We start from the raw sequence: 14,213 nt of genomic DNA, 5'->3' as shown, positions 1-14,213 counted from the left end.
TACCTTAACTGTATCGTTTGTACTGCGATGCTGGCAGCGGGCTACAAAAAACCTTCCAGCGCTGAAGATGCGCGATCCTCTTCGTTGGCGTAGCCCCCGTAGGGGCGGGCTTCGCTAACGGGCAATTTTTCGGCTCATGACTTACAATGCTAATCAAATTGCTGCAAAAATTTTATGTGCCGTTTGCTGGGCTACCTCGGGGAGCCGATTTTACTTGATGCTATTCTGTACAAGCCGGAACATTCCCTAATTGTGCAGAGTTACCAGCCCCGCGAAATGACTTCTGGCCTACTCAATGCTGACGGTTTTGGTATTGGTTGGTATCACCCGCACCTCGATACTGACCCGTTTACCTATAAAAATGTACAGCCAATTTGGAGCGACGTTAACCTTCCGAGTATCAGTCGATACGTTGAATCCGGATGCGCGATCGGATACGTTCGCAGTGCTACTTCAGGACAAGCTGTAGATTTGAGCAACTGTCAGCCGTTTCAGAACGATCGCCTGCTGTTCGTACACAACGGCTTCGTGAAGAATTTTCGGCAAACTCTTTACAGACCAATTCGCGATCGACTCAGCGATACCATTTATCAATCAATTAATGGTACTACAGATTCAGAGCATATCTTCGGCTTGTTTGTCAATGAATTGACAGCAACCAATCTAACTCTAGAAGCTGCTTTGGAAAACTCGCTGAAAACTTTGGCAGAGCTAGCAAACTTTCACCAAGTAGAATTTTCAGCTAATATAATTATCAGCGACGGACACCGGCTCGTGGCCTCTCGCTTTGCTTCCCAAAAAACCCCTCCTTCCCTCTATTGGCTGCGAGACGATTTAAATTTCCCGAATTCTGTCATCATTGCTTCTGAACCTTTATTTGCTGGCAATTGGCACGAGTGCCCAGTCCAGAGCATTATCAGTACCGGAGTAGAGCGTGATATCGAAATCTATCCAATCTTGTAGAGAGGCAATTTATCGCGATTTGCAGCAGTGTCGCCGCGGCACTTTCAAGCTATTTGCAGACATCGATTATGATACTTTTTGCCGTCAAGCTCATCCTGATTTCAGTCCAGTTGGCTGGCACTTAGGTCACATTGCTTATACTGAGGATTTGTGGCTGTTGCAGCGATGTTCTGGCTTGGAACCAGTCTTTCCTCAGTATCACCAACTGTTTGCTGCTGATATTTTGCCGAAAAAACAACGGGTTTTTCTGCCGACGTTACCTGAAGTTGAATTATATCTGGACGCGGTGAGAAAAAAGGTGTTAGATTATTTGGAAGTAGCGCCCATCAACGAGCAAGAACGTCTCTGGCGGTTTATTATTCAGCACGAAAGCCAGCACTGCGAAACTGTTGCTTTCGTGTTGCAAATGCAGAGGAAGAAGGAAGAAGGAAGAGGGAAGAAGGAAGAAGGAAGAGGGAATGAGGAAGGAAGATTAATTACCAATTACCAATTACCAATTACCGATTCCCCGGCGATTGAAATTCCGGGCGGGGAATTTTACATGGGAAGCGATGCTGCTGAGGCTTTGGATAACGAGCGATCGCGCCACCTGTGTTATTTAGAAGCATACTCGATCGATCGCTATCCCGTCACTTGCGGTCAATACCGAGATTTCATGGAATCCGGCGGCTATCAAAACCCGGATTGGTGGTCAGCGGACGGCTGGAAATGGCTGCAAGTCGAAGCCGTCTCTCAACCGCTTTACTGGTCAGAAAATCCTGCTTTCAACAACCATCCAGTTTGCGGTGTCAGTTGGTACGAAGCCGAAGCTTACTGCAACTTTATCGGCAAGCGTTTGCCATCGGAAGCCGAATGGGAAAAAGCTGCGAGTTGGGATGCCACAAATCAAACATATCGCATCTATCCTTGGGGAGAAGAACCGCCCAACGGCAGCCTGTGCAATCACGGCAATAATATTGCCAATACCTCGCCAGTTGATGCCTTTCCCAAAGGAGCAAGTGCGATCGGCTGCTATGATATGTTGGGGAATGTTTGGGAGTGGACTGCTTCAACCTTTGACGCCTATCCGGGATTTGAAAGTTATCCTTACAGGGGATATTCTCAAGTTTATTTTGATGGAGAACACCGGGTTTTGAAAGGCGGGAGTTGGGCAACTTTTCCGCAGGCACTGCGATCGAGCTTTCGGAATTGGTATTATCCGGGCGTGCGGCAAATTATTGCTGGTTTTCGCTGCGCTAAGTAGTTCGCTAAATAATTATAATGACCATCAATTTTGTTCAGAGTGAGGAATTTATTCATCGGACTTTTCCGATGAACAAATTCCTTAATACTTGCATTATAAAGCTTATTTGACGAACATCAGATAAATGGCTGGAGAGGGAATTGGGAAAAAAAATGTTTGCGAAAAGGCCAACTTTTTTCCATGTAACAAGCTCAAAAAAAACAAGTTTGGTTAAGTATTTAATAAATTTTGTGGATAAATTTTAACTTTTTATTGTTGATGCGATCGCCATCGGGTGAGACAATACAGAACGGAGAGTGGCATGAAAAATCTGACTTGAGCGCGATATTTGGCAACGCGGCTGCGTGCTATACCCATATGTGCATCTAAAAATTACTTTATGAAATCCCCAAGACTGTCCGACACGACAAACTCAGCCTCAACCAAAGAAAACAGGCTGCACTTAGAGCGGCTGGTGAGCGCTGCGGCACTGACACCCGCAGAAATCAATGCTGGCAGCGATGCAGTTAGCGGGTTGACTCAAACCCCCAAATCCCTGCCTCCAAAGTATTTCTACGACGATCGCGGCTCGAAGCTGTTTGAGTTGATTTGCCAGTTGCCGGAATACTACCTGACACGCACTGAGACGGCTATTTTGCAGCGGTGCGCGGGGGCGATCGCAAATTTAACGGGCCCCTGCGAAATTGTGGAACTCGGCAGCGGCAGTTCCACCAAAACTCGGATTCTCCTCGATGCTTACAGTCAACTGGAATATCCCCTGCACTATTTGCCGATCGACATCAGTCCTACTATCCTAGAAAGCAGCGCTTGTCAACTGTTGGCAGATTATCCATCGCTCCAGATTCACGGACTTGTCAGCACTTACGAATTAGCCTTAGCTAAAATTGCACCGTCGCCGTTGCCAACCCGAATGATTTGCTTTCTCGGCAGTACCCTCGGCAATCTCAACGCTCAAGAATGCGATTTATTCTTCTCGCAAATTGTCGGTGCATTGCAGCCGGGAGAGTATTTTTTGCTAGGAATTGACTTGGACAAATCTAAGGATATTTTAGAGCCGGCCTACGATGACAGTCAAGGAGTAACGGCAGCATTTAACTTGAATATGCTGCGACATTTAAATCGAAAATATGAGGGAAATTTTGATTTAGCACAATTCGAGCATTGGGCTTTTTACAATCAAGAGGAATGTCAAATTGAAATGCACTTAAAAAGTAAAAAAGCGCAAACAGTGCAGTTGCATTCTCTCAATTTAACGGTTGAATTTGCAGCGGGAGAAACTATCCGCAGCGAAATATCGCGCAAGTTTAATCTCAATACTGTAAAAAAAGAACTTTCGCAGCGTGGTTTAATGCCTGTGCAGGTTTGGACAGATCCAAATCAATGGTTTGGCTTGATGCTTTGCCAGATGTCAGTTGACAGTTGACAGTTGACAGTTGACAGTTGACAGTTGGCAATTGCCAACTGCAAACTGTTATTTGTTATTTGTTTTGAATATCTCCCAATAATCAGTAAGTACTGACTACTGACTGCTGACTACTGACGTTCGCGAGCGGGGACAGCACTATGACTACTGACTACTGACTACTGACTACTGACTACTGACTAATTAACAAATCGGCCGCTGTCCGGGTTTGACGGCGTGAATGTACTCGCTGCCCGAGGTCGGCCATCCCCGCTTATAATAAGCTTCCTCCGGCTTCCCCCAGCCCAACTGCAACAAAATTTCTAGAAAATCCAACTTTTCCCACTTCGAGAGACTGGCCCATTCTGTGCGCTGGGCTATAGCCTCTACATCAACCGGCTCGATCGAGCGAAAATCCTTTCCGCTGTTAATGCTTAAATACAAATCCATCCCGGCAGTTACCTGCTGCCAGAATTCCAACATAGCAATCTTAGCTGCCTTCAGCGTAATCAAATCAACCGGTAGAGCTATTAATTGGTCATCCACTGCCGGATAGCGTAGAGTATTGCCTTTAACAGCCATTTCCCGCCAGACAATCCCAGAAACTTGATGTTCTCGCTGATATTCGTGCACGGCAGCCTTAAAATTTTGATATGCAGTGAACTTCTGAACTCCCTCAGATTTGAGAAAGCGGTCAATCACGGGGTTGCCTGTAGCAGGAGTTTCAGTCAAATTGAGACGCCGCCCATGCAAGCAGGCTTGGCGCTCTTCTTCGAGGATTTTAATGAGTTCCGCCGTGCTGTAGACCTTGGACATCTTTATTGAGGCAAAATCAAGATATTGGCTGATATTCGGCTGGTTTTCTCGACTAATCTTCGGTAAAGATAGTTTGGCTGTTCTGGGCAATATTCAGTTTTGCCGTTATTCTAACTTTTCTTGCTGCTTAATTCTAGTTTGATAGTTTACAGGCGTCGAGCCACGAAATCCCGACAGCCTCTTAAAAAAAGCAGTTAAGAGGGTACCGAATCACGAACTAGAGTGGGAACTGCACCGCAGACGTACCTCCCGGGATTTTTCGCCAAAAACAAAGCCCCCTCCAAGGAGGGGGCAAAACTGATTTAGAGGTTTGGGAGTTTTATTTGATGGGTCGATCGAACAACCCGAAAAAAAAGCAGCATTCGCACCTGCCGTCAACTACCACAACTCAAATTTTCAGTCTCAAAGCTTAGTAGCGTCGTGAAGAGCGATCTTTGTCGCCCCAGCCGCCACCACCCGATGAGCGTTTGTTGTCTTCGCGAGGTTTGGCTTTGTTGACTTTCAAGTCACGGCCCATCCACTCAGCACCGTCTAAAGCTGCGATGGCTGCTGCTTCTTCTGCCTCGCTTGCCATTTCCACAAAAGCAAAACCCCGCATCCTGCCTGTTTCCCGGTCCATTGGCACTTGGACGCGGCTTACAGTACCGTACTCGGCAAATACTTCGTTGAGGTCATCTGATGTTACCTCATATGAAAGATTACCCACGTAAATCGACATAAAATCTCCAGAATCATTAGGGTGCAGAGACTTAGATTCGGAGAGACGCTTGTAAATAAACACCAACAAACTACGCAACCGAATTTAATTCTTGGAAAACCACTATAACATGAAGCCAGCATAATCAGCAATTGGCTGTCATAATTTTCCATTTTGGGTGCCGTCGGGAAATCGCCAACAGAAAGTATTCGTGATAACTGACATCTTACACTCTTGGCGTCCTCCGCTGGGTTTCTTGCTGCTGGATCAAGCCCAGAGCAGAGATTTTTTGTCGCTGTTACCGGTTAATTGAGTCTTATTGAGAACAGTGCCTGAACTCAGTTATAACTGACATCAGGCATTTTTCTGGAACAGGCAGGATGCCTGGGTGTTCCACCAGATATCAATGTTTTTAGTCGCAGATTCATCTTCTGATTAGTTAATGTTTGCCGACCATTCATATTATTTCCTATCGAAAAACCTCCCTACCAACCTACTCAGGGGTTTTTTGCTGGGCAGGATATTATGACTTTGTTGATCTAATTTCATCGGAATATAGCAATACTATTTAATTTGTGAATTAGATTTGTTTATGCACCGCTACGCAGGTGCAGAGAACGCAGAGGAAGAGAAAAGAGGGAATGTTTTAGGAGTGTTGGCTGTCCGATCACAGCAGAGCTTATATCCCACAGCGAGCCTCCTGCGAGGGAGCAAGATATATCTCGCTTCGTAATCTGAGAGCGAACACTACGAAAGAAAGCTATCATTGGGATGCTCCCATTACCACTTTCCTGACATCGCGCCTTTGAGTCTCAATTCTTCTCGACTGACTAAAGCTTCGTAGTAATCGGGTTTGATTTCGAGGGCGACTCCGTAAGAGCTAATGGCATCTTGAGTTCGCTGCAATTTTTGCAAAACGTCACCCCGCTGTGCCCAAGCTTCCCAGTTGTCTGGCTTGAGTTGAATCACTTGGTCAAAAGCGACGAGTGCTTGGGAATAGTTTTGCATTTCCCCTAGGATCAGACCTCGCTGCACCCAGCCTTGATAGTTATCTGGCCAGACAGTAATTGCTCGATCGTATGATGCTAGAGCTTGTTCGTACTGCTGCAATTGTGACAAAGCGTTGCCGCGTTTCAACCAAGCTTCAAAATTATCGGGCACGATTTTAATTACGCGATTGTAAGCTGCGACGGCTTCTTCGTAACGCTGCAATTTTTCCAGCGCTGCGCCTTGCTGCAACCCTACTTTTGATGTAATTTCTGCTTCTGAAGTCAGAGAGATTACTTTATCAAAACAGGCGATCGCTTCTTCGTATTGCTGCAATTTTTCCAAAGCTTCGCCTCGCAAGTTCCAAGCTTCTAGAAAATTACCTTCAATTTGTAGGGCATTGCTGTAAGCGATAATTGCCTCTTTGTAGCGTTCCAATCCGGCCAGGGCGATGCCTCTACCCAGCCAAGCTTCGGGAAAATTCGGATTAATTTGAACGGCTTGGTCAAAAGCAGCGATCGCCCCTTCAAAATCTCTCGATTCTGACAATGTTTGACCGCGCCCGATCCATGCTTCGGGATAAAAAGAATTAATTTGAATTGCCCGATCGAAACAAGCAATTGCCGCGTCGGCCCACTGGTGTTTGAGGGCCATTCCTTTATAAAACCAAGCTTCGCAGTCGTTGGGCTGCATTTGCAGTACGCGATCGTAAGCTGTCACGGCTTCTGCATATTTGTGCAATTTTGCTGAAGCAATGCCCCGATTGAACCAAGCCAGACTATTTTGTGGTTGCAGTTGAATGGCGCGATCGTAAGAAGTTACAGCTTCAGCGTAGCGTTCCGCTTTCATCAAAGCCAAACCTCGGTTCAGCCAAGCTTCCCAATTAGTCGGGACGAGTTTCAGCGCGCGCTCAAAAGCTGCCACAGCTTCAGGATAGCGCTCTGCTTGAACCAACACGTTGCCTTGCCGATACCACATGGCGGGCAAATTCGGATGAAGTTGGGTTGCTCTTTTGTAACAGGTTGCGGCTGCATCCCACTGCTGCAATTCCTCTAAAACTCTGCCGCGCTGATACCAAGCTTCGTGCTTTTCTGAATTGATTTGAATTGCGGTGTCGAAAGCAGCGATCGCTTCTGAGTGATTTTGCAAACTTAACAGCCCTGTGCCGCGCAGCATCCAAGCCCAGTATTCTTCGGGATTAATTGCTGTAGCTCGATCGGCGCAGGCTACGGTTTCTGCGTAGGAATGCAGTTGCTTGTAAGCTTTGCCCAGATTCAGCCACGCCCTGGCCCAGTCCGGCTTAATTTGAACCGCTTTTCCGTAGCAAATGACTGCCGCTTCGTACCTTCCTGCGGCGTACAATCTATTGCCCCGATCGTAATCTGGAAATGCTGCAAAAATTCTTAAAATCGGCGGCAGCAGAGCTGGTTGGGGGTTTGAGGAGTTTTCGGGAGCCGAAGTCGAGAGGTCTGGCATACGCCTTTCACATAAAAAATTTAGTGGGATAACAAGCTTGCGGTCTTATATATTAACTTATGCTTTTCTTAATCTCGCTGCTGTTTTGAAACAAATTTAGCATATCAGGCTTGGTGCGACACATCATTTTTACTTAATTAGAGTAGGTATAAAATTATGCCCCGTTCCCGCTTTCGGTACACCGCGGTAAAATACCGTCAAGACACAAGCAGATAGGTTCTAATTCAGGTTTCAAACCAAATTTAAGATGCTAGAGTTGCACGGGCTTTTAGATTTCACGGACTGTCATTGGGAGTCGATCGATTCCCACCCGAATTATTGTTACGAAGGCCGTTGTCCTCAAAGTGGCGAACTGCTGAGACTCCCGCGCACTCGAATGTCCGAGGATCTCGCGCGGGGTTTGATGCAGTACCTGGCGGCTGACGATGCCTACGATCGCGAGGGCAAGATGTACGGCATATTACTGGTGGAGATGCCTTCGGGGGAACAGGGGATACTCAAAGCATTTTCCGGGCTGCTGAACGGTTGCAGCATTGTTGAGGGCTGGGTGCCACCGATTCCCGGACGAGATCGAGTTGCTTTCGATGAAGCCCGCACCTTAACTCAATTGGAGGCGATGAAACAGGAACTTATTGCACTCAATCAACTCCCGCAGCGACAAGAGTATGAAGCTTTATTTCGGGAGTTTGAAGTGCAAATGCAAGTTTTGAGCGAACGGCACCGCAATTGCAAGCAGCAGCGAGACGAAAAACGCCAGTTACTGTGTCAAACTCTCACAGCAGAAACACTAGCAATTGCCCTGGAACAACTGAATAAAGAAAGCCGTTTGGAGAAAATTGAACGCAGGCAATTGAAACGACAGCGGGATGAAATATTGCAGCCGCTCAAACAATTAATTGAAGCTGCTGATCGACGGATGCGGGCGCTAAAACAGCAGCGAAAAGAACTTTCCCGCGAACTTCAGACGCAAATGCACGCGGCTTACACTCTGATGAATTTTTTGGGGAAATCGCGATCGCTCTCCTCATTGATGCCAACTAATTCTATTCCCACTGGCACCGGCGACTGTTGCGCGCCAAAATTGCTCCACTACGCGGCAGTAAACAATCTGAAACCGCTGGCAATGGCTGAGTTTTGGTGGGGGCCACCATCGGGCGATAAGATACAGGGAGAATTTTATGGCGCTTGTGGCGATCGGTGTCAGCCGTTGATGGGTTTTTTGCTGTCAGGATTGGCTCAAAATCCGATTGTTTCTAATATAAATCAGGGTTTGACGAGCGGGCTAGAAGCCCAACCCCTACTCCCCACAAGCAATAATTTTTCTTGTGGAACGGGCATCTTGCCCGTTGCGGGCGGGCTAGAAGCCCAGCCCCTACTCCCAACCAATCATCATATTTCTTGTGGAACGGGCATCTTGCCCGTTGCGGGCGGGCTAGAAGCCAGCCCTAAAAACCATAATATTTCTTGTGGAACGGGCATCTTGCCCGTTACCCAAATGCTACCGATTATCTATGAAGACAAATGGTTGATTGCGGTCAATAAACCTTCGGGGTTACTGTCAGTTCCAGGTCGTTATATGCAAAATCAAGATAGTGTTTTCAGTCGTTTGCGTAACTTGTTGCAGGATAGTTTTAATTTGACAGTTGTGCATCGTTTGGATTTGGAAACATCGGGAATTTTGCTATTGGCGCGGGACAAAGAAACTAGCAGTCAACTCAGACAGCAATTTGCACAAAAGCAGGTTCACAAAGTTTATGAAGCGGTGCTTTCGGGTACTGTAAAAATTGATGCGGGGACGATCGATCTTCCACTTTGGGGCGATCCAGAAAATCGCCCTTACCAGCAAGTCAATTGGAAGTGCGGAAAGCCCAGCGTTACTCGCTTTCAGGTAATGGCGAGGGAGGGAAATTGCGATCGCGTCGAGTTTTTGCCGCTGACGGGACGCACGCATCAATTGAGGGTTCATGCAGCGGATGTTCGAGGGTTGGGGATACCGATTTTGGGCGATCGACTTTACGGATGTCGGGCTGCTGCGAACCGGCTACACTTGCACGCGCGGGAACTTTCATTTGAGCATCCGCAGTTGGGAGAAAAGCTATACCTAAAGGCAGAAACACCATTTTAAGCTAAGGGTGGCAACGAGCGATAGTTGAGCAGTAGGAATTACAGATTGAGGCAACAAATATTTATTTTTGAGTAATACAAAGCAACCTGAATTCTGAGCAAATTTACAGATTAGCAGCCACCTGGAAACAATCAGAATGCTTGAGGATTGCGTATTAGATGAAGAAAAAGTTTCGGGAAATATACGAAATTCCTATAGCAATCCTTGCAGCAGTCGTAAACTTTTTACTTTTTTTATATCGCATTACTCGGAAATCTCTGCTTCAAAACAGGCATTACCGGACAAGGTTTTTGCTCCTGCAAATTCTCTGGTTTGTTCCAAGTAAAAGGCCCTTTCTTCTCCGCCGCCATCCACAGCAAGCTTTTTGCTCGCGTCATCGCCACATACAGCAGTCTAAACTCTTCTGCTGTTTTCAAATAACCTGCTTGTTCCCACGCTTCGCCTAGATTTGGTAAAGGATATTTTTCGTGCAAACTTGCTCTAATTTGTGCTCTCGCTACCTCTGCTAAAGTGAAATCTCCTAAAAATCGGGCTTGTGGCAAAACTCGCAAATTTCCGGGGATGGTTTGTTCGTGCAGAAACGGCAAAAATACGCAATCCCAATCCAATCCTTTGGCTTTGTGCATGGTAATAATTGTTAGTTGACCTTTGCTGGTATAACGTTCTTCTATTTTGTCGTCTGCATCCACAGGTTCAAATCTTTCGGAACTGACAATTTCGCTTAGTACATCCAAAATATTCCGCATTGAATTGTTGCCGGCTGTTTGGATTGCTACCCGTTCTGCTAATTTGTCGGCGGTGGCTAATTCTGTTTGGTCGTATTGCAGCGCTAAGGCTAAGAAGGAAATGATTTGGTAGGGTGGGAGTTCTAAGCTAGCTTGCAGCAAACCGCAGCAAAAATAGCGACATTTGCGAACGGGGTCTGACTGCTGCGGGTCTAGGGGGCCTGGGTAAAGGAATTGCTCGGGGCTGGTAGCAAAAGCATTGTAGTCTTGTTTGGGGATGAGTTGCCGATCGCTCAAAATTTTTAATGCTGCTTTCAGGTAGTCGGGAGAGTGCGGGCGATCGAGGAATTGCAGTAATGTTAAGATTTCCCAAGGTACTTGAGAATGTCTGTCGCGTTCTCCCACATCCTCAATTTTAATCCCATATTTACGCAAGTCAAAGCTTAATCCGTGTTTTTGAGGATTTTCCAGCACTTCTTTGATAAACTTACCTTGTTTGTTTTCCCGCACTAAAATAGCCATCGATTTCAGATTTTCTAACGGCAATTTTGCACTATTTTCCTCATCGCTAGCTTCATCGCCTGATTCGATATTTTTGCCATTTATTCCAAATTCAAACTCTGCAGGTAAAAATTCTTCTACTAACTCAATGACCCGCTTGCCAATCAACTCAACTGTATGGTAAATATCGCGGGGAGTATGCAATTCTAAGCCTCGACCAATGGGAGCCGGATTTGCATTCTGCTGCGGATCATCACTGGGTACTGGCTTAATAGTTTGGTCGCGAAAAGGCTTTTCATTTTTCGCTAATTCCGAACCATTTACCCATTGCAACATAAAGTTAGCGGCATCGATAATTACCTGGGTGCTGCGGCCTGCACCGTCCATTGTCGCTAACTTATTCTCTACTTCGCACTCATCACAAAATTGGTTAAAATAAATCGGGTCGGCGGGAGTGAAAGTAGAATTAATTGCTTGATTTGGGTCGCCAACTCGGATAAAATTGGGAGGTAAAGTAGGATAATCGGGATCGATCGCCAATGTTTCCAAAAGCCGAGTCTGCAAAGGTGTCGAATCCTGCGCTTCGTCCTCAAAAACAGCAAATACTTGCTTTTGCTCGATCGCCCTCGCCTTCGGATTGTCCAACACCCGCAAAGCTGCTAAAATCATCTCGTCGTAATCGATGAATTCCCGACTCCTCAACAAAGCCTGATATTTTTGATATAAACCCCCAGCTACTGCTAAAATCTCATAACCGTCCCCAGTATCAAGAGCGCTCATTTCTAACAACTGTTCGGGAAACAAACCAGAAGATTTCGCCTCGTGAATCACTGTTTTAGCTACCTGCGGCAAAATTTCCGTCCGCAAAACCGATTGTCGCCGCAATCTCTCCGTTTCCTCTCCGTCGAATTGCTGTCCTTCCAACAAAACTTGATATCGGCGGGGATTTTCGGCAATCCAAAGTTCTACACAGGTGCGAATTAATCGATGACTTTGAGTTGGAGTAACTAAGGTTGAATTTTCTAAATTTAAACCCGACAAATCAGGATGGCGCATCGCAATATTCAAAGCTAAACCGTGCAAAGTGTGCACGGCAAAACCGCCTTGAGATAAAGACAATTGGGTCAATCTTTCCCGAATTTTAGCTTTAATATTAGCAGCAGCCGATCGCGTAAATGTCACGACAATTAACTGGCGGCGGCTGTGAAGCAGGTTGCGGGCGATCGCAATTGCCGACGCAGCAGCCATTCCCGTAGACTTCCCGGCCCCCGGAACCGCCGAAACAGCAAGGGGGCCACCTTGCCAATCCGCCATGTCCTGCTGGCCCGCACGCAAGCTTTCACGAATTTTAAGGCAAGCTTGTTCTCGCAAAACTGCGGCAACCCCTGCTTCTGAAAGCGCTGAGGCTACATCCGGGCGATCGATACTGGTTGTCGATCGTATAAAATCAGTATCAAATTCATCTGTCATTCGATTTTAGATTTTAGATTTTAGATTTTAGATTAGAAAAATATTTGTGGCGTTTAGCCTTTTTAAACGGTATCAGAAACCGAGTTGCTTTAGTTGCGATCGCCTATGCCCAGAGCCCGAACCGTCATTCGATTTTAGATTTTAGATTTTAGATTTTAGATTGAATAAAGCGACCTCGCTCAGAAATCCGAGGGCTGGCGATGGGGAGCGAGGAGCTTTTTTCGGGCTCCACAGATAAATTCGGGGACTTGTGACCAAATTGTTTTCGGTCATCACACCGACATTTATTGGCGTTCATCTGCGTTCATCTGCGGTTAAAAATCCCAAATTATTCAACCTCTACCGTTTCCATTTCGGTATCGGCTAAACTAATGCTATCTATTCGAGCTTAAATTAAAACCAGCATAAAATTCAATACCCAAGAATTTTTTAGAGGAGTCTCCCAAATGAAAACTCACCTCACAATCAATTCCCCCCCGCACCAGCCAAACCCAAACCCAGCCACCAACAGCACAACTCGTTTTGCTGTGGCGGTATTCTTAACTTTATCTTCAGCCATTGCTTTGCCTAGCTGCGGAGGAGATTCAACCAGCAGCGCTCCAGGCGGTGCAGCTTCACCCAGCAGCCGTGAAAACCAAGTTGCCGCATCGGCTCCACAATCGGCACCAGCACCGGATCCAGCAGCCCAGAGGTCAAAAACTCCTGGTGCATCAAAAAAAGCAGCAGAAACGACCGCAACCCGTCCTCAACTGATTAAAAAAGCCCAACTCAGTGTAGTGGTCAAATCTATTGACGCCAGCACTAAATCTGTTACTAATATTGTCGAAACACAGCAAGGCGATATCTTGGGTTTCCAAAATCAGAAGCCGCCGGATTCGAGTGTCCGCCAAACGGCGTCTGTGGAGATTCGCGTACCTCAACAACGGTTAGAAACTACTTTAGACACTTTGGCAAAACTCGGAACTGTAGAGAACCGTTCTCTGACGGCTGAGGATGTTACCGATCAATTAGTTGACAGCGAGGCTAGACTGCGGAACCTCCGCAAATCGGAGGAAATGGTGTTAAAAATTATGGAGCGATCGGGTTCTGTCGGCGATGTGCTCAAAGCTTCTCAAGAGTTGAGCAATATTCGGGAGTCGATAGAACGCATTGACGCTCAGTTAAAAAGTTTGCGAAATCAAGTAGCCTATTCAACTATTAGCTTAACTCTAGAAGCTGCTGTATCGGCTCAACAAACTCCCGAACCTTCTCTAGGTTTGCGGGTACAGGAAACTTGGGGGAAAGCGACTCATTCTGTGGGTGAATTGACGCTGGGTTTGTTTGGTTTGGGTATTTGGCTGCTGGCTTACAGTCCTTATTTGCTGTTAATTGGGGCTGCGGTTTACGGCTTTAATCGATTTAAGAAACAGCATTCTGTTCCGCAAATTCAAGAACCGAAACCGCCTCAGTAGTCAGTAGTCAGTAGTCAGTAGTCAGTAGTCAGTAGTCAGTAGTCAGTAGTCAGTAGTCAGTAGTCATTAGTCAGTAGTCATTAGTCATTAGTCATTCCACCCACGTAAAATTTATGTATTGTGGAACGGCCGGAGAACCCGTTCTTAAAACCAACGACAACTAACAACTGACAACTAACAACTAAGGAATGAAAAATAAATAACTTGCACAATTAAACCCCAGAAGCCTCGATCCAAGGTAAACTATTGCTCTATTAGTCACCTTATTTATTTTTCATTCCAACAACTAACAACTAACAACTAACAACTAACAACTAACAACTAACAACTAACAACTAACAACTAACAACTAACAAC

The 14,213-nt window shown here is 46.2% G+C and carries 9 protein-coding genes; 5 read left to right on the top strand and 4 right to left on the bottom strand.

Going from position 1 to position 14,213, the window contains the following annotated elements; all coding sequences use genetic code 11:
- The first annotated feature begins 174 nt into the window (after positions 1 to 174).
- From egtC to egtD, 3 genes are all read left to right on the top strand, one after another.
- The gene (egtC, locus tag QUA43_RS26130) at positions 175 to 963 is read left to right on the top strand and encodes an ergothioneine biosynthesis protein EgtC (protein ID WP_333377819.1); all 789 of its coding nucleotides are present in this window, start codon (positions 175 to 177) and stop codon (positions 961 to 963) included.
- The gene (gene egtB / locus QUA43_RS26125; protein ID WP_333377816.1) at positions 935 to 2,206 is read left to right on the top strand and encodes an ergothioneine biosynthesis protein EgtB; all 1,272 of its coding nucleotides are present in this window, start codon (positions 935 to 937) and stop codon (positions 2,204 to 2,206) included. Before egtC ends, egtB begins: the two co-directional genes overlap by 29 nt.
- Before the next feature lie 379 nt (positions 2,207 to 2,585).
- Positions 2,586 to 3,629 carry an L-histidine N(alpha)-methyltransferase gene (gene egtD / locus QUA43_RS26120; protein ID WP_333377813.1) on the top strand — a complete coding sequence of 348 codons (1,044 nt, stop codon included), beginning with the start codon at positions 2,586 to 2,588 and terminating at the stop codon, positions 3,627 to 3,629.
- Between the two features lie 183 nt (positions 3,630 to 3,812).
- Here egtD and QUA43_RS26115 read toward each other — a convergent pair whose 3' ends face one another.
- From QUA43_RS26115 to QUA43_RS26105, 3 genes are all read right to left on the bottom strand, one after another.
- Positions 3,813 to 4,424, bottom strand: a complete 612-nt coding sequence (locus QUA43_RS26115; RefSeq protein WP_333377810.1) for a hypothetical protein — start codon at positions 4,422 to 4,424, stop codon at positions 3,813 to 3,815.
- A gap of 409 nt (positions 4,425 to 4,833) precedes the next feature.
- Positions 4,834 to 5,142 (bottom strand): RNA-binding protein, encoded by a 309-nt coding sequence (locus tag QUA43_RS26110; protein ID WP_333377807.1) that lies wholly within the window; start codon positions 5,140 to 5,142, stop codon positions 4,834 to 4,836.
- A 759-nt stretch (positions 5,143 to 5,901) separates the two neighbouring features.
- Positions 5,902 to 7,584 (bottom strand): tetratricopeptide repeat protein, encoded by a 1,683-nt coding sequence (locus tag QUA43_RS26105; RefSeq protein ID WP_333377805.1) that lies wholly within the window; start codon positions 7,582 to 7,584, stop codon positions 5,902 to 5,904.
- Positions 7,585 to 7,831: 247 nt separating this feature from the next.
- Here QUA43_RS26105 and QUA43_RS26100 point away from each other — a divergent pair, with 247 nt between their 5' ends.
- Positions 7,832 to 9,709 (top strand): pseudouridine synthase, encoded by a 1,878-nt coding sequence (locus QUA43_RS26100; protein ID WP_333377801.1) that lies wholly within the window; start codon positions 7,832 to 7,834, stop codon positions 9,707 to 9,709.
- 233 nt (positions 9,710 to 9,942) lie between these two features.
- On the opposite strand, the gene QUA43_RS26095 is transcribed toward QUA43_RS26100, so the two are convergent.
- Positions 9,943 to 12,405 (bottom strand): ATP-dependent helicase, encoded by a 2,463-nt coding sequence (locus QUA43_RS26095; RefSeq protein WP_333377798.1) that lies wholly within the window; start codon positions 12,403 to 12,405, stop codon positions 9,943 to 9,945.
- Positions 12,406 to 12,851: 446 nt separating this feature from the next.
- Between QUA43_RS26095 and QUA43_RS26090 the strand changes: the two genes are divergently transcribed.
- Entirely contained in the window at positions 12,852 to 13,856 is a 1,005-nt protein-coding gene (locus QUA43_RS26090; RefSeq protein ID WP_333377794.1) for a DUF4349 domain-containing protein, read from the top strand.
- Positions 13,857 to 14,213 lie beyond the last annotated feature (357 nt).

This window comes from Microcoleus sp. N9_B4, assembly GCF_036701635.1.
In the GTDB taxonomy this organism is placed as follows: Bacteria; Cyanobacteriota; Cyanobacteriia; order Cyanobacteriales; family Microcoleaceae; genus Microcoleus.
Note: the sequence above shows the minus strand (reverse complement) of the source record. Positions and strands in the feature narration are given on the sequence as shown.